The sequence below is a fragment of the Leptospira weilii genome, from assembly GCF_006874765.1.
Classification (GTDB): Bacteria; Spirochaetota; Leptospiria; order Leptospirales; family Leptospiraceae; genus Leptospira; species Leptospira weilii.
On record NZ_CP040840.1, the window covers coordinates 1,232,249 to 1,257,753 of the forward strand.

The following is a 25,505-nucleotide window of genomic DNA, read 5'->3' on the forward strand; positions in this document are numbered from 1 at the left end:
AAAATAGAATGTCGAAGTTCTCGGGGAAGATGCAAAAAATTTCGAACCTTTGGTTTCAGTTCCGTAAATCCGGAATGTTCAAATCTTCCCTTTTCGTCAGCGTTTCCAAAGCGGTTTCCTCCCTGCTCAATCTCGTGTTTATGGTTTATTCCGTAAACATTCTCACAAAAAGCGAGAACGGACTTTTTCAATACTATGCGGGATTTCTTCCGGTGTTTCTTGCGATCGCGGAGTTCGGGTTACCCGCAGCGCTTGTGAAATTTTTGGCTCCCATCACCGGAGATAAACGAAAGATCGGAATCCTTTTGTCTTCTTCCATGAACATCAAATTGGGTGCGCTCGGAGCCTTGACCTGTATCAGTTTTGCGGGGGCCGTTCTTTTAAAGGAAAGTTCGATTGTGGTCGCGCTTCTCGTATTGGGAAGTTTTATACTCTCGTTCAATACTTTCTTTGAAAGTATTTTTATCTGTTTCGGAAATTATATCTCTCTCTCGTTTTGGAATCCTCTGACGAATCTGATCCGGTTTGTGGTGTTGTATTCGGCGGATCAGCTTACGGAAAGAGCGCTCGGACATTTGGACATACTTGCGATCTTTACGGTGTCCCCGTTGTTCGTATTGGTTTTGTTTTTTTTCGTGTTTCCAAGAAGGCAATTGTACTGGAGCGGAGAAAAAAACGGAATTATGGAGATGACCTCGAAGTTGACTTCGTTTAACGGATATGCGTTTTTAGCGTCCATCTTTGCGATGATTTCCGACAGAATGGAAATTTTCTTTTTGAAGTGGTATCATTCGCAGGAGTCCGCGGCAGTATACGGAACCGCCTTACAATTGTTCAGCGGATTTGTGATTTTATTTTCGGTACTCAATTCTCTCATATATCCGAAGTTATCCCGTTTGGTGGACTCCGAGGAATTTCCGAAGTTTCTATGGAAGTCCGTGATGTTGTCGGTTGGAATGGCGATGCTATTATCACCCGGATTTTTTATGGCGGAATGGATTTTAAATCTATTATTCCGGGGAAAATACGCAGACTCGATCGGGGTATTTCAGATCCTATATCCGAACTATATGATGCAGCTGGTGTTTTCGCCGCTCGGAATCGCGTTATTCGCCTTAGGTCAACCGAGAATACTTGCGTTTTTGGCGTTGTTGCGGTTGGTGAGCGGTTTGGTCTTAGCGAATCTGCTCATACCGGAATACGGACCTAACGGAGCGGCGTTTTCATACTTCTTAGGGCAAATAGTGTCCTGGCTCATTTTGATCGGATACTTCCTATCTTTCTTTCGAAGATGAATGTACGAAGACGGTTCGAAAAAAAACGGGAGGTTTCGCAGCGTAGACGGGGTTCTCGACTTTGGTTAATAAATTTCGGAACAATTCGAATCGAAGAAAAAAACGGATCGGAAATTTATTGATCTATTTTTCTACAGCGGGTCGCTGGATTGAGTTTCTTCGATCCCTACCGAGATACTCCTGGATAATACTTACATTTTTTTGTATATTCATAATATATCAACCGATATTGGCGGAGTCTTATTCGGAATATCGGCTTGACGATCTTTTGTTATTAGAGGACGGGAAAAAGGAATTAACCGGAAGAGGGCGGTTTTATAATTCACAGAAAGAGGAAGAGTCGAAGGAGAAAAAATCTGCGAATGGCAAAGATCGGGACGATATCGTAAAAAAACAAGATAACCAAATACAAAGTCGGACTTCTAAGTTTTACGGGAACGCAACCGCGCTTTACAGAGGATTGACGCAAAAGGGAGGAACCCGGGAGGAGGAAGCCAAGCGAAGTTTTTCCCGAGGGATATTCAGTCCTGAAGTCGGCTGGGCCGATAAGGGAGAGCGAATGTATCATAAAATTCTAATATCTCCGTTCTTGCAATACGAAGAAACAATAATAGGAACAAAAACAATGACCCGGGGCGCCGACGGCGAGTTATTGTGGATCGCCGGTTGGGCGTCTCCGACCTTACGAGCGGGGATCGAAGTAGGGCGAGGGTACCAAAGGCTCGATCGGAACGGATTTTTATTTGTTGGATTTTTAAATTACGGAGAGCTTCAAATACATTGGAAACCTCTTGGGGTTTCCGTAACGGCGATCGGAGCGCAGATGCGGAATACTCCGTTGTATACCACGCGGGACAGAACCGAATCCCCCCAGAGAATATTCGGAGGGAGTGCTCAAATACTTGCGAATCGTATCTTCCAGAACTTTAGAATATTCTATTATTTGTATAAAGAATCGAAGCAGGATGCCGTCAAAGGAGGATTGTACGAAAGGGAGGAGCCGTTTCGTCCGTATGGGGAGTTTCGGTATTACGGAATCGAATTCTCGTCCGCAAAATTATTTGGATTTAGGATCGACGCGGACGCGATTCAAGTCGTCGGGTTTAGGCAATACGGATTCGGCACATTTCCGACTCCGCAGTTCACAAACGGGAGGCTGATCGGATCTCGATTTGTTTTGGAAAGACCGGAGGCCGCGTATTTTCTGGGAGGGCTTTATACTTCCAGGGATTCCGATTTGCGAATCGACCAAAATTCGAATGGTTACGCGGGAGTCAGAACCGATCCTAGAGGTTACGGAGGGAAAACATCCTTTTTGTTGATGGAAAGTTTGCTGACGCAGGGGGGGAATGTGTTTCAAGAGGATGGGACCGCAGCAAAGCCAAATTTTGAGAACAAGGGAATGCAACTCCTGCAATTCGGAATCAAAAAAAGTTGGAATCAGAAATGGAAGACTCAGGGAATGATTCTTACATCATCTTCTCCTATGGGAAGAGGCTGGGAAGGAATCGCAACGGGGGGGTATCAGTCGGAATATTCTTATATTTTAATGAGCTTATCTTATGCGCATGTGGATCCCCAGAGGGAAAAGAAGGTTTTTGTCGAGGAATGGAAGACTAAGGAGTCGATCCGGGAATATTCCCGGATTTATTTTTCAGCCGGCGTTTACTTTTGAAGGCGTAAGAAGAGCCTTTTTTAACGTTCTGCTGAATCTGACTTCGTTTCCGATGTCGTTGTAGACGAGTTCGTCCACGTTCATTTTCACAAGAAAGATTCCGCGGCCGGAAAGATGACTTGCGTTTGGATCAGTAACCGGGTCGGGAACCTTGGTAGGATCGAAACCAGTTCCAGGGTCCTTGAGAGAAACGTGAACTTTTTGATTTTCGAAACCGACTTCAAGATGGACGAATTCGTTCAAAGTGTCGCAGATCCGGTCCACGTGATCGAAATAGTCCACATCGGAGGAGAGTAATTTCGATTTATTTTCGTAACTAATTCCCGCGAACCCGTGTTCGATGGCGTTTCCGAGCAATTCATACAAAGCGAGTTTGATTGAAAGGATATCGTCCGTATGAATTCCGGGAATCAGAGAAATCGAACGCATCACAAGATTTACGTATTGATTTAGATTTTTAAGACTGGGTTTGATCGAAAAATGTTGTTTGGACTCGGTTAGTTGAAAGTGATTTTTGCCGATAAGTTCCTGACTACAAATAAATAAGTTCTCGAATTTTTGCAGAGAATGACGAATCGCATCCATTCGAAAGGGTTTGATGAAAAAATCCACGGCACCGAGCCGGAGCGCCCGAATGGAAATATCTATATCCTGGTTGCCCGTAATCACGATAAAAGGAGTGTTGACTTCCCTGTCTCTAAGTTTGGAAACGAAATCGATTCCGCTCATTTTAGGTAGACGGACGTCCGTTATGATCAGATCGAAGCTTTTGTCCTTGCAGATTTCTAGGGCTTCTTCCGCAGTCCCCGCCAAAGTGAGGTCGTGAACGACTCCGAATATCTCCTGGAACAGCTCTCGGATCATTTCCTCGTCGTCTAAAAAAAGAATTCGCATAGGATCTTCCGTTGTCAAACATTACATTTCCGGAATAGATCCGTCAAGATATTATCAAGGTAAATTGTCTAATTTATCCAGGTTATAATTTGAAATAATCTTCGAATTTAAGCTTCGGAGTTGCTCTTTGGAAAATGCCGCGATTCGATTTCCGGAAAAACGAAAAACAATGTATTCGTCCTGATTCTCCTTTAGAATTTCTTTGAGATCGGGTAGGGAACGAACGATTTTATTGTTCACGGATTCTAAAATTTGATCCTGGAAATCGTGGAATCCTTCGTTTGCGGAGTCCGGAAAAACTCTGCTGATGAACACGAGACGATTTTTTTCGGGATGTATCTTCTTGTTGAAGGATTCGTAGAGATAGAGAAGTTTTTTGTCCGAGTTTTCCCTATATTGATCTCCGGATTCTTTAAGGTATGAACCGGTCAATTCCGTAAAAAAGAGTCCCCCGCTGATTAAGTACGAAGGAGGTTTTGTCCCCGAATTGGAAGGAATGAAAAAAGAATCCTCCGTGTAGTTTTTTAACGAATACGTGATCTCTTTTCTTTTTCCGGCCCTAAAGACGCCAAGGGTCACAACGCTTCCTGGAAGGATCAAATGCTGATTTTTCGTAAGGATTCTGGAAAAAACCTCCTGTCTGTTCGGAGGATGGGTGAAATTTTCTCCGTTGATACTGTAGATAGCGTCGCCCGGAAATAAATTATGGACCGGTCCTACTCCCGGATACACTTCTGAAACCACAACTCCGTGGTAAGAATCGGGAAAGTAGAATTTTCTTTCCGGAATCGTAAGAGCGTAGTCGAAGGAGAACCCCGGATGAACGATTGGATTGCTCGAAGAGGCGTGTAAAAACAAGAAAAGATATTCTCCGGGAACGTTCCAATGTCCGTCCGTGTAACCACAAATCAGATTTTTGGAATATAAGAATTTTCTTTCGTTTCCTTCCGCCTCGGAGGATCTGCTTATTTTCATAATAGAGTTGGAAAGGTCCGGACTTTCCCATTCCGGTTTCGGGAAAAATTTGGAACAGGAAGAATGTCTGGAGTTGCCGAGACGAGATTTTCTTTTGGTGGAAAATTTGCCTCTATGAGAAAAAAGCGCAAGACCCGTTTCCGGATCATGTTTGAAAAGATATAAGCGAGTTCCAGGCTTTGTTTCCGGATTCGTTTCCGAGAATAAAGGAAGTTCTCCCGGAGAAAGAAGGGCGAGTAAAAAATCCTGGTCTGTTATGATCGCCGGAACCTTTCTTTCGTAGTGAAGACCTTTCTGCCAAGGATTTTGATGGGAGAATTTTCGAAAATGAACTAGGATCGTCTCGGCTTCTAAAGGAGCGGAGATCGTTAAACTCCATAGAACAGAAAGACAAACTTGGAAAAATAGGAATGCGGGTTTTGAGAAAATCCGTTTCATTCGTCTGCCTCCACATCGAAGCGTTTTTTAATACGAATGTTGATCTTATCGATTGTATCCTGGTCGAGCACGATTGGAAGATTGACTCCTCTGAATTTCAGGCTGATCGTGCCTCCGTAAAATTTTTTCCATAAGGATTTCAAATCCTCTAAGTCGGAGGGAGTGCGATCGTTGATCGATTCTAGGATTTTATAACGATAACCGGAATATTTGGAATTGAGGGGATCGGGATAAATGCCTGAAAGAAGAATATCCCTATCCGTAAAGCGATACAATTCGTCCTGAATATAATAACTATAGTGATAACGAAGGGAACTTTCCAGTCGGGAATCTCCGCCTACAAGCGCACGGTTGACTGGTTGGAATAAAAGTCCTCCTGATAGAAAACTGGAACTTTTATTCTGTTGTCTATAAAGATCCAAAGTGGGGATCCGTTTGAGAGTACCTTCAATTTTGTGGTTTTTTCCGTTTCTGTAAAAGAAAATCTTAACAGGATCACCGATGAATTTTTCCTCGATCAGATCTGCGATAAAACCGCCGATCGTATCCATGATTTCACCTTCTCTGTTGAGATAGGATTGGTCGATTTTATACACAAAGTCTTCCGGTTGTAAAAGGTCCGAAAACGAGGAATCCGGATAAACCGTATTGATCAAAATTCCGTTTAGACCTTCCGGGATTTTCAAATAGGATTTTAAGGAAGCGGAATGGCCGCTTTGAAAACTAAAACCTGGGAACGGAAAACCGTGATAAGTCCCGTCCTCAATGTCCTTCAAGAAATGGACGATGATCTCCGGAGGAATTAAGTAGGCGACGTTGCCCTGGGATTGACTGATTTGAAAAGCGATTCCGGCGACTTTTCCGTTTTGGATCGCCGGCCCTCCGGAATATCCGGGAATGATGTTTGCGTTTACTCGGATCGCTTTTCTATAATCCAAACCGGTAAAAGAATAACGGACTCTTTCAACTCGGGAAACATTCCCGTTTTCTAATGTGATGTTTTCGTCCCCGCCAGGATAACCGAGTATGAGAAGATTGCTGCCGAGAGCGGGCGAGGATTCAGAAATTTCCAGAGGTTCTACTCCGTTGAAAAATTCCTCCTCTTCCACTTTGAGAATTGCGAGATCGCAGTCGAAACCCAGGAATTGAACGTCTGCCTTGTAAAATTTGCTCGAATTGAAATGTTTTACTTTGAGATAACTGGAATTGGAAATCACGTGCGCATTCGTCAAAATCCGGTTTCCGGAAATAATGATTCCGGTTCCGGCGTCCCGATGGATTGACTTTTCGGAATATCCGTCTTCTTTTCCTGAAAAGGTGCTGCTTTGAATGATGACTACGCCGTCCAAAAGAGCTTTCAGATCCGTGGAGTTCCCGTTTTGAGCGGGAAGCGTGGAACCGAATAAAACGAATAAGAATATTATAATATTCAAAAATATTTTGTTATTCATTGTAGATTTCCGCATCCTGTTGCCAGAGGATTTTTTCCGCTTCTATGGAATGAATTTTCAATTTGCCGAGGTATTTGGCGCCTTCCTGAATTTGATCCGTATCCTTGCCGTCTATTCGAATCTTTCCCAAAAAGTCGGAGCGGATTCGGATATAAGAATAAGGCGAAGAGGGAATACAACTCGCCTGGAAGGAATAATATACCGCTTTTTCCCAATAGAAATCGGAATCTTTCTTTAAAAAGATCAAAGGGCACGTGGAGTCGAAGAATATTTCTTTTGCGCCCTTTAAATCTCTTTTTGCAGGATGTTTTGAGATACTAAGGTAATATTGAAGTCCGTAGTTGTCCCTGTATTCTTTTGGAGTTTGCGGTTTGAAGGGAGCATTGCCTTTTGTACTGAAGTTTTTAAAATTCCAAAAAGAATTTTCTAGAAGTTCGTCTTCGTAAGAAGGTTTCACTTCGAGGTAAACTTTCTTGCCGATTCTTAGGACTTCTCCCAGAGAGATCTTCGCGGAATGATTTTTCCAAAATTCCGAACTTCCGCCGAGATAGATAAAACCGGGCCATTTATGATCTTTACATTTGTAAGAAAGATAGATTATCTTTTCAAAACGTTCTGCTTCTTCGAAGCTGCAAGGTTTCGGTTCGAATGAGGAATACCTGGCTCGAAACGATTGAACGAGGGACTCGGAAGGATGTTTGTGAAATTCTTGGATGAAGGACTGAAAATTTTCCTGAAACGATTTTGTTTTGTCGGGTTCGGAATCTATGTTTCCCGCAAATAAAAAAAGAAGAGAGAAAATGTGAATGAGTACGATTCGTCTTTTCCTCGGATTTTCCGGAAAAATTCGAGGGTAAGAACGGCCTTTTCTGAATTTTCGTATCATTATTTAGAATATCGGTTTTTAACACCCCGGATGTTAAATTCTCACACACAAAGAAAGACTTCGGGTTATTTTCTATTTCACTTCTTTAGGAGGGGCTAATCTTTCTTTTTTATAAAGTCTTATGTCTCAAATTTACAATGTTTTTTAAAAAAAAGTACATCAGAATTTTTGGGCAAAAAATAATGGTTAAATTCAAAGAAAGACTCGTTTCGTCGATAAGGGTGGGTTTGCTTGTCCAGCTGGAATTTTATAAAAACTGAATTGAATGATAAGGATTTTTTGATCGATTGTCGCTCCGCGTCGGGATATCAAGAATCTACTCTCAAAGGAGCTTACAGTTTTCCTTTTATCAAAAAGGCGTTTGCCTCGGATCCGGAATCGCAGAAGAAGATGACCGGTCCCTTGGAAGAAATTTTAAATTTCATACAAAAAGAAGGCTCGACTCGAGTGGTCGCCTTCGACGAGGGAATGGGGATGTTCGCTTCGAGAATGGTATATCTTTTGAGAGCGGCCGGTTTTCAGAATACATTTTTATACGGAAGCCGTTGGCCTATATCCGGAGTCGACCAAGAAAAAGGTTGCAGAGAAATGGAACTCGGTCCCGGAGATAAGCCGAGAAAGCTTGAAGGTATAGTGGATAAAGCATTCCTCGAAAAGAACTTAACAAGGCTTCAGATTTTTGACACAAGGACTCAGGAAGAATACGAAGGAAAACTTCCAAGGCTTACCGCCCCGGAACCTGGCACGTTATGCGGTCGTTTGCCGGGCGCATTTCTTTGGGACTGGAGAATTTTGTATGACGGCCAAGGAAACCTGATCGAAAAAAACCAGTTCAATAAAAAGCTCAGATCTTTTCCGTTCATGCCGGAAAGAACCACGGTGATCTACGATTACAACGGAGCGAGATCTTCTCTTTTGGCTTTAATGTTACGCGAAGTCGGTTATTTGGACGTTCATACATACCAAGGTTCCTGGTTTGAGTGGAGAAGGTCTAGCCTTCCGAAGCAAGCCGTCTCGGTTTATGGACAAACGGGGGCCGCTGCGCCAAGAGTCGGCGGCTCGGACCGAAAATTAACGTGAGTTCGGTATAACAAAATGCGAAAGCGATTTTATATTTCGATCTGAATGCCGATTCACAAAAGAGGCATTCGCTGAGTTTCCTGGGTCGTTCGACAGGTCGCGAGCCATTTTATCTATGAGAGTTGCGATGACGGCCCGCAAAGCGACCTATCTCGCGACCCTTCGGGAGCGAGATTTGAGTTTACGAAAGCTCTGCGCCTGAGTTCAAGGAGTCGTAACGCTTTAGTTTCTTATTCGCCCAAACTTTCAACCGCCGAACTCACGTTAAATTATAAAAGTTCCGTTTAAGCTTTTATTTTAAAAATTCCCGCCGGTTTTAAAATTTTTTTTACGGTATAAATCCAAAAGGAATTCATGTGTTAGAATTCGTTTTAACGATAAAGGATCATGTAAAAGGAGCCGTCAAAGAAGAATATCTCATAAAAGATAAGAACGAAAAACGATTTCGTTGGAACTTCTGTAGCAATCGCGAAAGTTTCAACGCTGAAAAGGGAAAAGAAAGTCGAACAAATTCTTGAGTGTGCGTATTTCTAAAATCGAAATGGATGAATTTTGGTTTTCGGTCCGGAAAAAAATACAATAGAGCTTTTGAAAAATTCCATAATTCGGATTAACAAAACCGCTTCAAACGCCCATTTCAATGAAGCAGAAATGGATAGAGAAATTAATTTTTCAACAACTCTATTGAAATCCGAAACTACGATCGATTCGATGCAATTTCCATTCGAATTCCTGAGAATATTATCAAATTTGCAATTCGTTTGATAGAGGTTGTGAAAAGGGTCTAAACAAAAGAATGGAATCCGAAGTTTTCGATGACTCATTAGAACGTCCGATCGTATTCTTTGACGGAGTGTGTAATCTTTGTAACGCTTCCGTTTTATTCTTTCTGGATCGGAATCAAAAAGAAAATTTAATGTTTGCGAGTTTACAGTCGTCTATCGCGGAAAAAATTCTCGGGAAAAAGACGGAATGGAACGATTCTCCATACTCGGTTTTATTTTTGGAAAAAGGGATTCTCTATCAGAAATCGACCGCAATTATAAAAATTTGTGCGCATTTAACTTTTCCTTGGAACCTTTTTTCCTTGTTTCGATGGATTCCGAATTCCATTCGAGATTTTGTTTACGATTGGGTTGCGGGGAATCGGTATCGATGGTTCGGGAAGTTGGACGCGTGTAGAACACCCCATCCGAATCTAAAATCCAGGTTTTTAGAAGATTAAAAGCGACTTTATATCTTCGAAAAACTTCGATAGCGATTCATTTTGAATCAAAATTCGAATTTTTGATAACTCGGTTTCGATTGATTCTTTCAATTAATAAAGAGTTTGGTTGTTTGATTCAGTTTGAAATTTGAATTTTGTCTTTCTTTTTCAAAATGTCAGAGCCTTGCATCTTACTACTCGGGCGCATGAAAATGATACTCGAAAATAAGCGGCCGGTTTTGCAAAAATACAGCGGTTCTCAAAAATTAGATCAAATCGGGGATTCCCGACTTTTTAGAGGAAGATTCTAATTTTCGAAATAAGTTTATCATAGTATTGTCCGAGTAGTCACTAACGTGAGTTCGGTTCGACGTAGATAAGTCTTACTCATCCCTACATAATAGAGTGTCTAAAATTCTGCGCTAAACGTGGGATTTGTGCTCAAATTAATGGTATTCTATTTTATAGGGATCAATAATATTTCCGCAAATAAAGCGTGAGAACTCCCTCCCATGTTTCCAGGAGTCAAAATAACATTACAGTTACATGATTCATTCCAATCTTAAAGGTTCGAAGTGTACAAATTACGTCCGAAACGACTTTTCACGACGAAAGCTTTGTACGGTCGAGATAGTGATTCTGATTTCGCGGAAATATTGAGGCAGACTTTGAATTTTCTTCTGCCGAACCGGCGTTCAGTAAGAAACCATCACCTTACCCACAAATTAAGAGGGCTTTTGGTATAATAAGGATCAAAAACTGATATTTTTCAAGTGTTCCGACAAGAATGAGGCTTTTTACTTGCAAAAAATATGATTTTCTGATAGAGAAAAATTTCCCGAGTCTTTCCGCCTCCACCCCCACCCAAAAATAAGGGTGGGAACTAAGTTTCACGGGGGATTTGTCGGAATTCCGACGGATTTATCTTCGGATCCAAGTACTTGTGGGTAAGGTTATGGTAAGAAACGATTCTCAATAACCCAATAATATAGCTAAAATTCTTCTAAAAAAGCCAAAAAACTGCATTTAGAAAAGAAAAAAAATACTTTATAGATAAAATCATTTAATATCTTCGATTTTTAGCTTAGAAATTGAGGGAAAAAATCCTTGAATGGAATTTTGGAGCAATAAGAGTGACTTCAGAAATTATTTTCCGTTGCCGACGTTCAATTTAGGTCTGGTTTTCCAGGTTTTATTTGGCGACATATTTTGGAAGAAATGAAATGAAAAGAAAAACTGGCTGTATTCTGGCGGGGTTGCTTGTACTCGGTCTATTTTTCAGCATAAAATCCTTTGCCGATACGAATCTTGAGGAAATCAAACTGGATAATCAATATCTCCAGACTTACAGAGGGTTGGAGGGGATTTGGATCGTTCCCAATCGAGTCAAAGAATCCGTCGAAGACTTGATTCACAATTTTGGAACAACGGAACATGAAATCAAAAAGGTTAACGGGATTCCTGACAACGAAAGAATTTCCGTAACTGAACCTATCTTTTTTCCTTATAATGAAAATTTTATCAGAAGCCTTCTTTTGGAAGATAAAGGCCGAGAGATTTTTCGTACTGATCAGAGAGAATTCATTTGGCCGATCAGCTTTAAACATTCTTTCGTTACTTCCCGATTGGGAAAAAGATGGAATGCAATGCATTCCGGGGTGGATATTGCCTGTCCGACCGGATCAATCGTGATTGCGGCGGCGGACGGGATTGTTTTGGAATCCAAAAAAGACGGCGGTTATGGAAATAAAATTCTGCTTTCTCATCCTGGAATCAACGGAATCAATACTCTTTACGCTCACAATTCCATTCTTTATGTGAAAGAAGGAGATAAAGTGAAAAAAGGGCAGATTATCGCTCTTTCCGGAAATACGGGGCATACGACCGGTCCTCACTTGCACTTCGAAGTACGTTATCAGAATGTCGTATTAAATCCGGAACATTATCTTCCGGTCTTTCAATCTTCTTCCGAGGCTCGTGTGGCGATCGCCCGGGAGACGATAGAAGAGTAAGTGTCCATCACGCGGGATTTTTGGAATCCCGAAGTTTATGAAATTCTTTTTCAATTGCCGCCCGGTAAGGCAGCATTCGATTTTGATAATACTCTTGTAAGGAACGATTTTGGGGAAGCCGTGATGGAGCTTTTTCTTTCGCAAGGAGTTCCCGCTTACAAAAAAGACGTTTCCCCTTTTTTAAGAGAGAACGTAGAGAGGGTTCTTTCCGCTCGATTTCAAGATCCGGTTTTGTTTCGTTCCCTCGTTCTTTCCGAATACGAATCCATTCAATCCAAATTCGGGCTTGAGGCGTCTTATCGATGGAGTTCTTGGATTTTTTCCGGACATTCTCCGGAAGAACTGAAAGAGATTTCTAGAAAAGTATGGAACAAACACGCCTTTGATTCAAGCTTACATTCCGTCAAAATCTACGAACCGATGAAAGAACTCGTCGATCATCTTCTTGAAAATCAATGGGAGGTATGGATTGTGACCGCTTCTCCCCAGGAAATTATTCAATCCGTTTCTCCTCTCTTCGGAATTCCGGCCGAAAGGGTTTTAGGAATGCAATTGTCTCTTGAGAACGGACTTCATTCTTCTGAAATATTGGAACCGTTCACGTATGGTAAAGGGAAGGTGGAAAGATTGAAAGTTGTAACGGGCGGTTTTGTGGATCTTGCTTTCGGAGATTCTATCAACGACTTTGCCTTGCTTGATTTTGCCGCAAAGGCGGGAATCTTTTTGGATAGAGGAAAAGGGGTTGTTCCTCCTCCTTTTACGAAGATTCAATCTGTTTCAAGTTGGAACGTTTTGCAGAAAGTTGTCGTGTAGGTTTTTCCGCTTTTTGAATTGAATGCGAATTCCTAATGAAATTCCGTTTTGTATGAATCAATTTAAGGTGTACGAATATTCGAAAAAAATTATGAATAAAAATTCTAGGTTTGAGAAAATCTTTAAAGTATGAGGGAAGAATTTCAAAGAACTCTCGTTCTGGTTTCCGTTTCTTTGGGAAATTCGGGCGATTTGACTGTAAGAGCTAAGAGATTATTAGAATATTGTGATGTACTTATCGGAGAGGAACTCAAAACGACCTCCACTCTACTTAAATCCCTTTCGATCTCCAAACAATTTCTTCTCTGCAATGAGCATACGACTCCCGAAGAAATTCGCAGTCTCGGTCAAACCGTGGTGGATTCCGGTTTGACCGTTTTGATTTCCGATGCGGGAACTCCCGGAATCGAAGATCCTGGAAGAGAACTCGTTGGGGAGGTTTTAAGAAGAGGGGGAAACGTGCGGAGCGCTCCCGGTCCGACTGCATTCGGAGCGGCTTTAAGTATTTCCGGTTTTAAGACTTCCCCATTTACTTTCTGCGGTTTTTTGTCCAGGGATTCTTCGGAACGGAAGATGGAATTAAGTCGCTATTTAAAACCGGGACATACGATCGTATTTTATGAGACACCTTACAGATATAAAGCCGTTCTTCGCGACTTAGATTCCGTTTTGGTAGGGATGGGAGAGGATAGGACGATCTTTTTCTGTTTGGATCTGACCTTGGATTCCGAATTTCAGTTTCGAGGAAAGTTAGGCGAGCTCTTAAAAATTTTGGACACTCTTCCCAAAGGAAATCCGGTTGTCGTTCTTTCTCAAAGAAAGGAACAACGGAATCAAAGATCTTTTTCAAAGGGAGATAAGAAACCTTCTTTCAAACGTTTCAAGAAATGAATGATTGCAACCTGATCGAATTTTAATATATATTTATAATATTATAAATTATAGGTATATATGTAATTTTTAAGAATGCGGTTGGTTCTTGATATTTTGAATATTTTTCGCATTTGTCTTTTTTTACTAATCCCTATAAAATAGAATACTGTTAATTTGAACACAAATCTCACGTTTAGACACTCTATTATGTAGAGATGAGTAATCTAACGTGAGTTCGGCGTAAGAAATGAGAAAGAATTTTCTAAAAGTATGGGTCCCTATTTTTAAAATTTGTTCGTAAAATCGCGATTTGTTGTAATTCCCACATTTTAAGAATAGATTTACAGCGTTCAAATTTAAACTTCCTACAAAAAAGATGAATCATGGATTTCTTACGTAGAACTCACGTTAATCTGAAGTGAATTTGGAAAAAATGGAAGAGTCCAAAGAAATTCCTTCCAAGAACTTTTGAAAGTCGGTAGGAGGGGGACAAAAAATTCTTTCTTCACGACCGTTCTCATTTTTGAAGGAAACTCCTATCGCATGTAAGAGAGAACGTTTTGCAAAAGGAACTTGCTGCTCGGCTCGGATCCAGCTTGTTTCTTTGTTAAAGAAATTTTGTTTTTGTAGATTGGAAATATTCCTATTATCGGAAGTTCCTATTGATTTCTTCGTTGTTATGGAACTCAAATCGAGTGATTTACCGTAAACGAAGTCGCCTACGATCGGAAATCCTTTTTCACTTAAGTGAAGTCGAATCTGGTGTCTTCTTCCCGTATGAAGTTTTGCAAGTAGCACCGAATAATGTTCTTTTGGATTTCTTTTTAAAGTTAAAAATTCCGTAACGGCTTTGTCTCCTCCTGAAAATACTTTACGGACTTTTTTGTTCCCGTCCTTGATATGACAGGTTTCCAGAAAATGTTCTTCCGGGATCGCTCCGGAAGAGACGCAGAGATAAATTTTCGAGGAAGATTTTAAGATCCGGTCGGCCTCTTTGTTTTTATCTGGATTCTTACAAAAAAATACGAGACCGCTCGTATCCAAATCCAATCGATTTACGGTTCTGAGGTATTCGAGGGAAAGTTGTTTTTGGAGTGTGTCGGCAAAGTTTTCGCGTTTGGAATCTTTGGTTGCGTGAACCGGTATTCCGGGAGGTTTTTCGGCAAAAAGAAAAGATTCAGTTTCGTAGAATATTCTAATGTTCGAATATATTTCAGGCATTTTTCTGTCTTAGATCCAAAAGGGAGTTTCTAAAGTTTTTTTCGTCCTTGAGAATGGAAAAGAAGAGTTTGTCCGTGGATTCCACGATATGAACCGCCTTACCCGCGAGTTCCTTTCCTTTGGGAGTAAGAAACAGGCAGTTTGCCCTCGAATCCTCGGGATCGGGTTGTCTCGTGAGAAACTTTTTGGATTCGAGATTTCTTAAAACCTTCGAGGTCATCATGACGTCCGTTTTTGCGTGTTCGGCGAGGCGGATTTGGGTCGCCTTTTGGGAGGTTTCTTCGAACCAAGCCAAACTTGCCAAAAGTACGAATTGAACGTGCGTCAAATCTAGGACCAAAAGATTTTCGCGAATCCTTTTTTGCCAAAGGTTCGTGATCTGCCAAAAAAGGAATCCTGTGCTTTCCTCAGCCTGTAATTCTGCGAATATAGATTTCGGTTTCATGGTCTTTTTCTCGGGGATTAAAGTTTCATTCTATTTTTTTATTCCCGATTGTAAAGTTGGAATGTTCCGTAAAATCCCGATTCTTGATGTTAGAATTGATTTAAGATTCTTTGAAATTTGTTCGCGTTTATCGGTTTATGATTTTTTTCTAAAAAATAATCGGAAATAAATTTATCATAAAGAAACCTCACAAAAAAGTTCGATTTCTGTTCTCCTAGTTTCGTCTAACGGAAGTGCGTCTCGAGTTGTTTCGGGAAGAATCTGTTCGCAACCCTCCTTTAGCCAGAATCTTTGTAAGCAATCAAAGGAGTCGTTTCCAAGTAAGTTAACTTGAGTTCGGTATAACAAAATGCGCGGTCGCGAGCCATTTTATCTATGAAATTCGCGAGCTGCGACGACGGACCCATAGGGAGTCGTTGCGCTCTAGTTTCTTATTCGCCCAAACTTTCAACCGCCGAATTCACGTTAAGTTAGGCGGTCTTCTGCGAGCTTTGCGAGATTTTTCATTGCGCCCGGTAATTCTTTCCTGATCTTATTTCCGATTACTCTGGAAAATAGAAAGGAAAGCGGTCCTGAGAACGTAACCCTGTGTACAAACTTAGTTCCCGAATTTGTAGGAACCAGTTCATGTCTGAATTCCAATTTGCAAAACGGTAGGTTTGTGAGATCGGAGAAAAGTTCCTTTTCTCTTACTTCCATCAAACGAAACCAAGTTTTCGGTCCCCCCTTTGGTTTGAGCATTCCCTTACTTCCGACTTTGAATTCTCCATTCAAAAAGGATTCTTCGATTTCGTGATCCCACGCTTTCCAATTGGAAACGTCTTGATAGACTTTCCAGAGTTGAGTCGGACTTGCTTTTGTGATTTCTTCGTGTTGTATGTGTTTCATTGTTTTCTCATTTTATATTATAAATATACTTATAATAATCACGATTATAATTACAAGTCTATTTTTCCAAGAAGTAGTTTTAGATTGACGAAATTCTGCTATATTAGATAAAAAGGGGGAAATGAACCCAGCCATGGAAGAATTGGAAACAGACAAAGAGTCTCCCTCTAGTGAACATATCACCGAAGTTGTCAAGGAGAATCTCAAACTGATTCGTCACACAAAAGGATTCTCTTTGGATAAATTGGCTTCTCGTTGTGGAGTGAGCCGGGCCATGCTTTCACAGATCGAGCAGGGCAAAAGTGTTCCGACAATTTCCGTTCTTTGGAAGATCGCGAACGGTCTTAATGTTCCTTTTAGTGAGCTTCTCAAGGAAAAAGGCGCAGAAGGTGTGATCGTGATGAAGGCGGAGAACACCAAGGTTTTGTTTTCCAGTTCGAAAGTTTTTTCCAGCCGCGCTCTTTTTCCGTTTAATGGAAACCGTAAAACCGAATTTTACGAACTCATTTTAAAACCGGGTGGAATCGAAGTTGCAGAACCCCATTCGTCCGGTACCACCGAAAATATTGTTGTCGTTTCCGGCAAACTTCGTCTTCGAGTCGGCGAAAAAGTTGTGGAATTGGAACCGAAGGATTCCGTTTTTTTCAGAGCGGATATTCCTCACGAATATTCCAACCCAACGGATCAGGAAACTCTTATGTACCTGGTTATGGATTATAGAGACGAAATCAGTTAAATCCGAAAAATGGTTCTTACCGTTTCTGGTCTGAAGAGGAAAATCCGCCGACAATTTCTTGTAGAATTTTTAAAAAGAATGTTAAAACATTTTCCTCCGATGATCCTTTTTTCTTTCCTTATGTTTGCTTTTTCCTGGTTTCCGTTTTTACATTCGCAAAGTCTTCAGGTTTCTAAATCCGATTCGATTTATACGGAACAGATATCCTGTCATCCGAACGATTGTATTTCCCTCAAATTGGAGGAACTTCTTTCCGAAGATGTTCGATCTAAGATCGCGGGTTTCATGTCCGAAAACGCAGGTAAGATTTTGATCGATACCTCCGATTCCCCTCGAAAGATTGATTCCGAAGATTTGGAGGATATTCGAACCGTTCTGGAAGAAATTTCGAAACGGGACGGTAAGGTTGCGATCGAAAAACTGCATATCGCGATTCGTTCGTTTCAACTTCCCGATCCTCCTTTTCTCAAAGACGTAGGTCTCGTAGGCTGGAACGTTTTTAAAAGAATTTATAGGAAAATCTATTACAGAAATACCTCAGACTATCACGCAAAGGTTTTGTATCATCCGGAAACGTTACATGTCTTTCTCGTGTATTTCGTTCATCGTAAATACGGAGATATCTGTAACACGGTTTTTGCGAACTGTAACGAGATCGAATATTTGGACGATGACACGTTTGATTTACAACTTTCCGGGGCTTTGAGGGAATCCAGGGAAAAGAAAATTCCAATTAAGGTCGCCTTTCGTCAAACCGAAGCGGTCCTTCCGGAAGCGAAGATTGATTTGGAATATCTCAAAAATGTAAATCGTTCCACTCGAATCTACAAATGGATGGCGGCGGGAAAAGAAAGAGAAGTGAAACCTGTGACCAAATCCAGATTTTTAGCGTTTCAAGCAGTTGTTACCGCGATTGATTATTCTTTAACCGTTTATGATATGATATCGGCCCTCATCTTATACAAACCCGCTGCGGAAAGAAAAATCGAAGTGAATTATATCGAGTCCGAAAAGGGAAAACGAATCGATTCGGTGATTTTTTTTCCCCCGGAAGACTGAAAGAAAGACTAAAACGTATCTCGTAAAAATACCCGGTTTGTAACGTTTCGGTGGGCTCGTTCGGAAACGGAACTAAAAATTTTTTGTATAAGTTCTACTGTCTCTATAAAATAGAATATCATTCATTTGAGCGCAAATCCCGCGTTAGACGCAGCCGCTGAGTTATGCCGATCCATAGGAAAAAGCCGTTTCACTGAGTATATTAGAGAGCAACACTTTAGTTTCTGATTCGCCTAAACTTTCAACCGCCGAACTCACGTTAGATTACGATCGTCCCTCTCGGAAAGAGAGGGACTCGGAAGCGTTTTCTTAGCGGAAGAAGATGAATGTGAGAAGCAGGAAAGTGGGAATCAATATTCCAATAGAATAAAGTATGTACCCGCCGAAACTCGGCATCTTTACTTTGTTCTCCTCTGCGACGGACTTTACCATAAAGTTAGGAGCGTTTCCGATATAAGTGAGCGCTCCCATAAACACGGCTCCGACAGAAATCGCTTTTAAAATACTTTCCGCGTGTGGATCCGCGAGAATCTGAGCCACGCTGGTCATACCTAGAGTTCCTTTCGCCAAAGATAAAAAGGTAAGATAAGTCGGCGCATTATCCAAAACTCCCGAGAAAAGGCCGGTCACCCAGAAGAACTGCCAGGTTTCGGTAACTCCTAGTTCTTTTCCATGGTGTTCCAAAAGGATAAGGGCCGGAATCATCGTGATAAAAATTCCGATGAATAAATAAGCGACTTCTTGGATCGGATGAAGAGTAAATTTGTTATGTTCTCTAACGTGGCCTTTGGTCGTAAATTTGGAAGCGAAAATCAAACCGATCAAAACTCCTTCTCTGATAAATGCGATGTACGGATTTTCATTGATCGCGGGAATGTAATTTTGATTCAAATAGGCAACCGACAAAACGACTCCGAGTAGCCAGATGAAATTTACCTGACCTTCCAGGCTGATCTTTTCTTTATGAACGTGGTCTTTTTTAAGATCTTTAACGCTTTCTTTTTTGTAAACGATCGTATCCCAAATAAAATAAAGGATCAGAAGAAGAATACTCGCAATGAGCAGTTCCGGTAAAAGTTTAAACGTCCAAGTGAATGGAACTCCGATCAGGTAGCCTAAAAACAAAGGAGGATCTCCCAGAGGAGTTAGGGAACCTCCGATGTTCGAAACCAAAAAGATAAAGAAGACAACGGTATGAACCACGTGTTTTCTTTCCGAGTTCGTTTTCAAAATCGGGCGAATCAGAAGCATGGAGGCTCCCGTGGTTCCGATAAAGGACGCGAGAAAGGTTCCGATGATCAAAAAGATCGTGTTGTTCAAAGGTGTGGCTTCGATGTCTCCTTTTAAGCGAATTCCCCCCGAAATGTAGAAGAGTACTCCTAGAAGGATGATAAACGGAACATATTCGAACACAAGAGTATGAACGATTTTACCGAACCATCCGTGTAGAACCAAGATGATAAACGAAACCGCCCCCAAAACAAGCGCGAGGATCAGTTTGTTCGTATTGCTTTCCCACCAATGGGAGGTGGTCTGCGAAACGATCGGTAAAAGTGCGATACACAAAAGTATAAGAACGAAAGGAATTACGCTCCAATACGGAAGGTCTTCTCCCTCTTCATGATTGCCGGAGGGATCTTCTTGTGTATGAGAAGGATCCTGAGTTTGGACGGTATTTTGTGAATTCCCAACCGGCTCGTCCGCTAAAAGCGCCGCCGTGGGTAGGGTGAGGATAAGGATCGCCAGAAGGACGGATGTAAGTTTTTGTTTCATTGTTCGTATCATCTGAAGAATTTTTAGACATTCTCAGGATTTGGAAGAAAGAGTTAAAGTAAAAAGACTCTCTTTCTCTTTTTTTTCGGCGGATTCTTTTTCCATTTTGCACCTTTTTGGGGATTCAAGCAGGAAGTGTATTTCACGTTCCTATGAACTTGCCTATCGGACGTTGGCCTTGAAACTTTGTAGAAGCTGTCTCAAAAATACTTTATCTTTGCTTAAAATGTCGATTCCAATCATTCTAAAATATTTTTGAGATAGCTTCTAGTATAATTCTTAAATTTTAGGACAAATCCGCCTTTAGGCGCAAAAAACTGTTTCCCGGTAATATCCCGCATTTTTGAAATTTGTGTTTAACGAAATACGAATAAAATTGTGCGAAAAGATACTTTGCGGATGTCTTATGGGAAGAGGGTTCCCGAAACGGGATTTTAAGAAGAATGGAAGCGTTATTCGCTAAAAAAGTATGTCTTACCCCGACGGAAATCGAACAGAGATTGAAGTCCGTTTCGATCCAACCTACCATGCAGAGAATTTCGATTTGTCAGTATGTTCTTTGCGAAGCCGATCATCCCACCGCCGAAGAAGTCAAAGAATGGGTTGATAGCCGTTCTTTCAAGATGAGTCTTGCAACGGTTTATAATACGCTCAATATCCTCGTTTCAGCCAGCCTTTTGAGGGAATTCAAATTTTCCTGTTTGGGAAAATCGGTCTACGATAGTAATATCGTGGACCACTATCATTTCTTCGATGTGAAAAACGGAAAATTTCACGATATAGATCCTTCTTTACTTTCACTCAGCTCCCAACTTCCCGCGGAGTTTCAGGTCAGCAAAACGGATATCTTGCTGACCGGAAATCTGATTCACTGATTTTTTTAGAGATTGATTGCTTCTCCTAAAGCCGCACCGAAGGATTCCATCACGGTTTCTGAAAGTGTGGGATGTGCGAAGATTGTGGATGCGATTTCTTTCGCGGTCAGTTCCTGAGTGATACCGAGGGCGACTGCGGGTAAAAGTTCCGTAACTCCGGGACCGATGAGATGCGCTCCTAAAATTTCTCCGGAAGATTTGTCCACGATCACTTTCGTAAAGCCCCCCGTGTCTCCCATCGCTTTGGCCCTACCGCTGGCGATAAAAGGAAATTTTCCGACGCTGATCGTGTAACCCATATCGATCGCTTTTTTTTCGGTGAATCCGACGGAAGCGACTTCGGGATGACAATACGTACAACCCGGAATCGCATCGTAATTGATCGGAAGATAGTTGAGAAGATGCGGATTTCCCGTTTGAATCGAGATCGCTTCGGCGGCCTTAATGCCTTCCATAGAAGCGACGTGTGCGAGAAGGGGAGGACCGTTACAATCTCCGATCGCGTAGATATTAGGAACGCTGGTTTTGTATTGAGTGTCCGTCTTTACGAAACCTTTTTGTAAAAAGACGCCGATCTCTTCCAAGTTCATCGAGTCCGTGTTCGGAACGAGTCCGATGGAAACCAAAATTTTCTCGGTCTCCAATATTTCGCCGCTTTCCGGAAGGTTTTTTCCTTTGAGAAGAACCTTTACTTTTCCGTTTTCAATAGAGGGGTTGGAAACTCCAACTCCGGTGAGAACTCGAATTCCTCTTTTAACGAAAGATTTTTCTAAAAATGCGGAGATTTCCTTATCTTCTACGGGAAGAATTTGATCTATCATTTCGACTAACGTGACTTTTGTTCCCATCGTGGAGTAAAAGTCCGCGAACTCGACCCCAATCGCGCCCGCGCCTACGATCAAAAGAGATTCCGGAATTTTTTCCTGAATCATCGCGGTTTTTGAGGAAAGAACCGCGGTTCCGTCAAAAGGTAAGCCGGGAAGTTCTCTGGCCCTTGCTCCGGTGGCGAGGATAAAATGTTTGGAAGTGATTTCCTCTTTGGAAGTATCTGGAAGCCAAATCGTATTCGAATCTTTGAATACTGCGCTTCCTTTTTTACGGATGATCTTGTTTTTGTTTAAAAGAAATTCCACGCCGGAAGCCATACTGTCTGCGACGTTTCTGGAACGTCGAATGATCGCGGGAAAATCGGGTTTGGCATTCGAAAGTTCAATTCCGTATTCTTTAGCGGAATATACCTTATCTAAAAGATGGGCCGATTCCAAGAGAGACTTTGTCGGAATACATCCCCAGTTCAGACAAATTCCGCCGGGTCTTTCTTTTTCGACGATACATACGTTCATTCCTAATTGAGCGCCGCGGATTGCGGCGACGTAGCCCCCCGGGCCCGCTCCGATAACAGTGAGATCGTAAGATTCTGGCATAAAAATTCTCCGGAATTATGGATAGATTCTTATCGAGGTTGGGCAAGAATTTTTTGAAATAAACTAAGAACGCATCCTAAAACCTTAAAATGTGGGAACTCCAACTTTTTTAAACGATAAGAAAATCACGCAAAAGCCTCTCAATCTCCCAAAATTCATGAGAGGAACCAAAGATTACGCTCCGCTATCTTTGGTTCATTTCGCTCTCTACGGGTCGCGAAAGATTCAACTCAATCTCGCTCCCTATGAGTCGCGAGCTATTTTATCTATGAAATTTGCGAGCTGCGACGACAACCCATAGAGAGTCGTTGCACTTTAGTTTCTTATTCGCCCAAACTTTCAACCGCCAAACTCACGTTAAATACCGTCAAAGAGACAAAATCTGTGGGAACTCCTGCAGATTTCCGAAACTAAAGTGTCTCTCTTCCATTGGCGCTCGACAGGTTTTGGGACAAGTTATAAACGTTCTTAAAGTTTTAGACAAAAAAGAGTCCGTTTTTTCGAAGAAATAGGAATTATTGTTTGAGATGCGTTAACGATAAAAACTGTATCTCTAACGATTCCATTGTTATTTTAAATTCAAATGAATATGAAACGCGAAACGGAGAATCGATTGAAAGGTGATTCTATTCAAAAAAATCCGAAAGTTACTGTGATCGTCGTTCCGATGTTTGCGATCATAGTCTTTCTTTTTTCAAGCTGCGTAACTACTCAATTCAAAATTCATTCCATTGAATTGGAACGACGAGAAGCGGAGTATCTTTATTTTCGTTTGATTTCCGATATCGATTTTTTGGACAAACGAGAATGTCAAGGTGATCACTGTTATGTTCGTTTCGAGTTTTATCCGATCGAAAAAGAAAACCCGAAACGCAGAATATTGACCCGTAGTTATCCGAGGGAATTTTCTTGGGATGAATCCGGAGTAAAGAAGCAATTTGATAAAGCTCTTCGTCAGTCCGGACCTACGTTTAGCATCTATAGATCCCACGACCGTGCAACCGAAGAGGAAAAAGAGCTGTCATTTGTTGGTTCTAGATCGGACGGAACGTTTGAATACCATCTTAAGATACCGATGATGGAAAAGCATCACATCGGACATAATAGCTGGAAAGATCCGGATTTAAACGACGAAGAAGTCGAGGAATACTACGTGTTGAAGGAAGGGTCTACTTATACATTCTGGGGAAGAGTGGTGGGACCTACGTTTTTTCCGGTCCCGCAGTTTAAGTATCGGATTTTCCCTTATTTCTTTCAGGGAATTCGATCGCAACTCTATCGCTGGGAAGTAACGATTCCAAAATAACGATAGATGGCATTTTTTACAATGAAGTTGTTGAAAAATAAATTCTTGAACCCGCTTATATTTTATGAATCGTGCGATTCAAGCGATTTTACTTTCAGGAAATGACAATTTTTCAATAAATCTATTTTAACGTGAGTTCGGTATAACAAATGCGAAAGCGATTATATGTTTCGACCTGAATGCCGATCCATAGAGAGGCATTCGCTGAGTTCAGAGAGCACACTTTAGTTTAATTCCGAAGGAATTGAAACGTAAAGCCTCTCAATTTCCCAAATTCATGAGAGGAACCAAAGATTACGCTCCGCTATCTTTGGTTCATTTCGCTCTCTACGGGTCGCGAAAGATTGAACTCAATTTCGCTCTCTACGGGTCGCGAAAGATTGAACTCAATTTCGCTCTCTACGGGTCGCGAAAGATTGAACTCAATTTCGCTCTCTACGGGTCGCGAAATAGGTCGGGAGCCAGTTTTACTATGAAATTCGCGAGCTGCGACGACGACCCATAGGGAGTCGTTGCACTTTAGTTTCTTATTCGCCCAATTTTTTCTTACGCCGAACTCACGTTATTTTATATTAGTTATCGCAAATTATCACAATTCGAATTTTTTTAACTTTGCGAAATACCAAGGAACGGGTTCACAACCATTCTTTTCATCATTTGCATATTCAACAAGTTTCTCCCAATGCTCTTCATTTTTAATCAATCCAAAATCATTGAATTCAACTTTAAATTTCTTCTTAAATTCAGCTTCCAAATCGTGACATTGAAACGAATGAAAGTTTCCCGATCTTTCAACACCGATTAAATCAAATCCTACTATTTTTCCGAGTTCGGATTCAGTCTCTTCCCGCTTGATTATTTTCCTTATACCTATTTCGCCGCATTGAGGATTATCTGAATTAAAATCTTCAATTAGTTTTTTCGATTCTGATTCAGGTAAATACACTCCAAGTAAGTGTATTTTATTAAGATGTGCGAAGAAAATATTCTTATACTCTCTTGCGGTTTCCGTGGAACTAAAAGCTTCAATATATTGTGTTTGCCCTTCGATATCTTTTAAGTCGGTCCAGTTTTGAATTTCTTTAATGGTCTGTGAATTAATCGTAAATGATTGACAAGCACTAATCATATCTTCCTTGCTGCAGGTCCAAGAACGAGCGAAATTGCACATTAAACTAGTATTTAAACATGTGCTACATGTATAAATTTCTCTGTCTATTAATGAGCCAACGTTTAACTTTTTAAATTGAATCAGGTAATAACCAAGTAAGTAATATTTCATAATTTGACTATAAGTTAGCTTAAAACATAGGAATGTGGAGGTTTCAACGAAAACTTAACAATTATAAAATCTATTCGAAAGCTCGTAAATTACCAATAATCTAAAGCCGAGTGTCATATTCTTTTATTTTAATATCTTTGGATATAGTCAAACAAAAAATATTGAGCCTCCTTTATTGTGTTGAATTCCCTTCTGTAAACCCCCTCCGCTTTCAAAGTTTTAGAGAACGATTCCGGGAACTCTGGCTTCTATGAATCGCGTTCTATGAACATTGTCATAACAGTTACCTTTTCCGCTCACACTTTGAATGAACTCATTCGTATTTAATACTTTTCTAAAGTAATTACTTGCATATTGAACTCCTCTATCGGAATGAAAAAGGGATATTCTCTCAAGAGATAGTTTTTTCAAACGCACTCAATAGGTGTTCTGTTTTCAGTTTCGAACCCAATGTCCAAACGACGACCTCTCGATTGAAAAGATCTTTGATCGCAAATAGATAAGACCATTTTCAGTTGATCGGGTATGTAGGTGATATCTAAAAACCAAATCCGATCCAATCCATCTGACTTAAAAACTTGATCTAAAAAATTAGGAGCCACAGTATGAAAAGAGCGCTTCCGATCGGTTTTCAAACTCAGTTTACGCGTTCTTCTGTAAACTCGATTCAAAGATACGAAAATTCCTTCTGATCATACTACTCGGACGCGCGAAAATGATACTCGAAAATCAGCGGTCGATTTTGCAAAAGTACAGAGGTTCTCAAAAATTAAGTCAAATCGGGAAATCCCGACTTTTAAAGGAAGATTCTAATTTTCGAAATAAGTTTGTTATAGTATTCTATTCTTGCGTCCGAGTAGTAAGTCCTGATGAATTCGTAGATATTCCACAACGTGC

21 protein-coding genes and 2 pseudogenes are annotated in these 25,505 nt (G+C 41.0%); 12 read left to right on the forward strand and 11 right to left on the reverse strand.

From position 1 onward, the window contains the following. Window positions 1–8: 8 nt before the first annotated feature. Both FHG67_RS05930 and FHG67_RS05935 read left to right on the forward strand, forming a co-directional pair. The gene (locus FHG67_RS05930; RefSeq protein WP_004503307.1) at window positions 9–1,295 is read left to right on the forward strand and encodes an oligosaccharide flippase family protein; all 1,287 of its coding nucleotides are present in this window, start codon (window positions 9–11) and stop codon (window positions 1,293–1,295) included. Then, window positions 1,292–2,970: pseudogene (locus FHG67_RS05935) on the forward strand (hypothetical protein). The gene FHG67_RS05930 and the pseudogene FHG67_RS05935 overlap by 4 nt, the downstream one beginning before the upstream one ends. Here FHG67_RS05935 and FHG67_RS05940 read toward each other — a convergent pair. The 4 genes from FHG67_RS05940 to FHG67_RS05955 are packed head-to-tail and all read right to left on the reverse strand — an operon-like array spanning window position 2,950 to window position 7,614. Beyond that, window positions 2,950–3,864 carry an ATP-binding response regulator gene (locus tag FHG67_RS05940; protein ID WP_002619780.1) on the reverse strand — a complete coding sequence of 305 codons (915 nt, stop codon included), beginning with the start codon at window positions 3,862–3,864 and terminating at the stop codon, window positions 2,950–2,952. The pseudogene FHG67_RS05935 and the gene FHG67_RS05940 sit on opposite strands and share 21 nt — an antisense overlap. Window positions 3,865–3,918: 54 nt before the next feature. Then, window positions 3,919–5,277 (reverse strand): PDZ domain-containing protein, encoded by a 1,359-nt coding sequence (locus FHG67_RS05945; RefSeq protein ID WP_002619774.1) that lies wholly within the window; start codon window positions 5,275–5,277, stop codon window positions 3,919–3,921. Beyond that, window positions 5,274–6,728: a S1C family serine protease gene (locus FHG67_RS05950; protein WP_004500735.1), complete on the reverse strand. Its 1,455-nt coding sequence runs from the start codon at window positions 6,726–6,728 to the stop codon at window positions 5,274–5,276. The genes FHG67_RS05945 and FHG67_RS05950 overlap by 4 nt, the downstream gene beginning before the upstream one ends. Next, window positions 6,721–7,614 (reverse strand): LIC11113 family protein, encoded by an 894-nt coding sequence (locus tag FHG67_RS05955; RefSeq protein ID WP_142499686.1) that lies wholly within the window; start codon window positions 7,612–7,614, stop codon window positions 6,721–6,723. The genes FHG67_RS05950 and FHG67_RS05955 overlap by 8 nt, the downstream gene beginning before the upstream one ends. Here FHG67_RS05955 and FHG67_RS22245 point away from each other — a divergent pair. The 6 genes and pseudogenes from FHG67_RS22245 (at window position 7,561) to rsmI (ending at window position 13,617) form a co-directional block, all read left to right on the forward strand. Further along, window positions 7,561–7,797, forward strand: a pseudogene (locus FHG67_RS22245) (hypothetical protein). The gene FHG67_RS05955 and the pseudogene FHG67_RS22245 overlap by 54 nt on opposite strands. A 48-nt stretch (window positions 7,798–7,845) precedes the next feature. Then, on the forward strand, window positions 7,846–8,694 hold the full coding sequence (locus FHG67_RS05960) for a sulfurtransferase (RefSeq protein WP_002619778.1): 849 nt from the start codon (window positions 7,846–7,848) through the stop codon (window positions 8,692–8,694). Between the two features lie 796 nt (window positions 8,695–9,490). Beyond that, complete coding sequence (locus FHG67_RS05965; RefSeq protein ID WP_004495627.1) at window positions 9,491–9,919, forward strand: thiol-disulfide oxidoreductase DCC family protein; 429 nt, start codon at window positions 9,491–9,493, stop codon at window positions 9,917–9,919. Window positions 9,920–11,124: 1,205 nt separating this feature from the next. Next, window positions 11,125–11,913, forward strand: coding sequence for a M23 family metallopeptidase (locus tag FHG67_RS05970; RefSeq protein ID WP_002619777.1), 789 nt, complete (start codon window positions 11,125–11,127; stop codon window positions 11,911–11,913). Continuing rightward, window positions 11,914–12,726: an HAD family hydrolase gene (locus FHG67_RS05975; protein ID WP_004500681.1), complete on the forward strand. Its 813-nt coding sequence runs from the start codon at window positions 11,914–11,916 to the stop codon at window positions 12,724–12,726. A 129-nt stretch (window positions 12,727–12,855) separates the two neighbouring features. Beyond that, window positions 12,856–13,617, forward strand: coding sequence for a 16S rRNA (cytidine(1402)-2'-O)-methyltransferase (rsmI, locus tag FHG67_RS05980; protein ID WP_004502188.1), 762 nt, complete (start codon window positions 12,856–12,858; stop codon window positions 13,615–13,617). A 390-nt stretch (window positions 13,618–14,007) separates the two neighbouring features. On the opposite strand, the gene FHG67_RS05985 is transcribed toward rsmI, so the two are convergent. The 3 genes from FHG67_RS05985 to FHG67_RS05995 all read right to left on the reverse strand — a co-directional run bounded on the left by FHG67_RS05985 (window position 14,008) and on the right by FHG67_RS05995 (window position 16,153). Continuing rightward, complete coding sequence (locus FHG67_RS05985) at window positions 14,008–14,820, reverse strand: pseudouridine synthase family protein (RefSeq protein WP_002631450.1); 813 nt, start codon at window positions 14,818–14,820, stop codon at window positions 14,008–14,010. Beyond that, window positions 14,813–15,265, reverse strand: a complete 453-nt coding sequence (locus FHG67_RS05990; protein ID WP_002631452.1) for a MarR family winged helix-turn-helix transcriptional regulator — start codon at window positions 15,263–15,265, stop codon at window positions 14,813–14,815. Before FHG67_RS05990 ends, FHG67_RS05985 begins: the two co-directional genes overlap by 8 nt. Window positions 15,266–15,730: 465 nt before the next feature. Then, window positions 15,731–16,153: an SRPBCC family protein gene (locus FHG67_RS05995; protein ID WP_004502172.1), complete on the reverse strand. Its 423-nt coding sequence runs from the start codon at window positions 16,151–16,153 to the stop codon at window positions 15,731–15,733. Between the two features lie 121 nt (window positions 16,154–16,274). On the opposite strand from FHG67_RS05995, the gene FHG67_RS06000 reads away from it, so the two are divergent. Together FHG67_RS06000 and FHG67_RS06005 are read left to right on the forward strand one after the other, a co-directional pair. After that, window positions 16,275–16,889 carry a helix-turn-helix domain-containing protein gene (locus tag FHG67_RS06000; RefSeq protein ID WP_016758941.1) on the forward strand — a complete coding sequence of 205 codons (615 nt, stop codon included), beginning with the start codon at window positions 16,275–16,277 and terminating at the stop codon, window positions 16,887–16,889. 78 nt (window positions 16,890–16,967) lie between these two features. Continuing rightward, window positions 16,968–17,948: a hypothetical protein gene (locus tag FHG67_RS06005; RefSeq protein ID WP_004503322.1), complete on the forward strand. Its 981-nt coding sequence runs from the start codon at window positions 16,968–16,970 to the stop codon at window positions 17,946–17,948. Between the two features lie 309 nt (window positions 17,949–18,257). Here the strand turns inward: FHG67_RS06005 and FHG67_RS06010 are convergent, their stop codons facing one another. Beyond that, entirely contained in the window at window positions 18,258–19,721 is a 1,464-nt protein-coding gene (locus FHG67_RS06010; protein WP_004497697.1) for a sodium:proton antiporter, read from the reverse strand. 443 nt (window positions 19,722–20,164) lie between these two features. On the opposite strand from FHG67_RS06010, the gene perRB reads away from it, so the two are divergent. Further along, entirely contained in the window at window positions 20,165–20,596 is a 432-nt protein-coding gene (gene perRB / locus FHG67_RS06025; protein WP_026054303.1) for a peroxide-responsive transcriptional repressor PerRB, read from the forward strand. A gap of 5 nt (window positions 20,597–20,601) precedes the next feature. On the opposite strand, the gene lpdA is transcribed toward perRB, so the two are convergent. Next, the gene (gene lpdA / locus FHG67_RS06030) at window positions 20,602–22,020 is read right to left on the reverse strand and encodes a dihydrolipoyl dehydrogenase (protein ID WP_004497691.1); all 1,419 of its coding nucleotides are present in this window, start codon (window positions 22,018–22,020) and stop codon (window positions 20,602–20,604) included. Between the two features lie 583 nt (window positions 22,021–22,603). Between lpdA and FHG67_RS06040 the strand changes: the two genes are divergently transcribed. Next, window positions 22,604–23,326, forward strand: a complete 723-nt coding sequence (locus FHG67_RS06040) for a hypothetical protein (RefSeq protein WP_004500793.1) — start codon at window positions 22,604–22,606, stop codon at window positions 23,324–23,326. Window positions 23,327–23,915: 589 nt separating this feature from the next. Here FHG67_RS06040 and FHG67_RS06050 read toward each other — a convergent pair. Next, window positions 23,916–24,608, reverse strand: coding sequence for a hypothetical protein (locus FHG67_RS06050; RefSeq protein WP_244947477.1), 693 nt, complete (start codon window positions 24,606–24,608; stop codon window positions 23,916–23,918). A gap of 128 nt (window positions 24,609–24,736) precedes the next feature. Next, on the reverse strand, window positions 24,737–24,823 hold the full coding sequence (locus FHG67_RS22825) for a hypothetical protein (protein ID WP_080590992.1): 87 nt from the start codon (window positions 24,821–24,823) through the stop codon (window positions 24,737–24,739). Window positions 24,824–25,505: the final 682 nt, after the last annotated feature.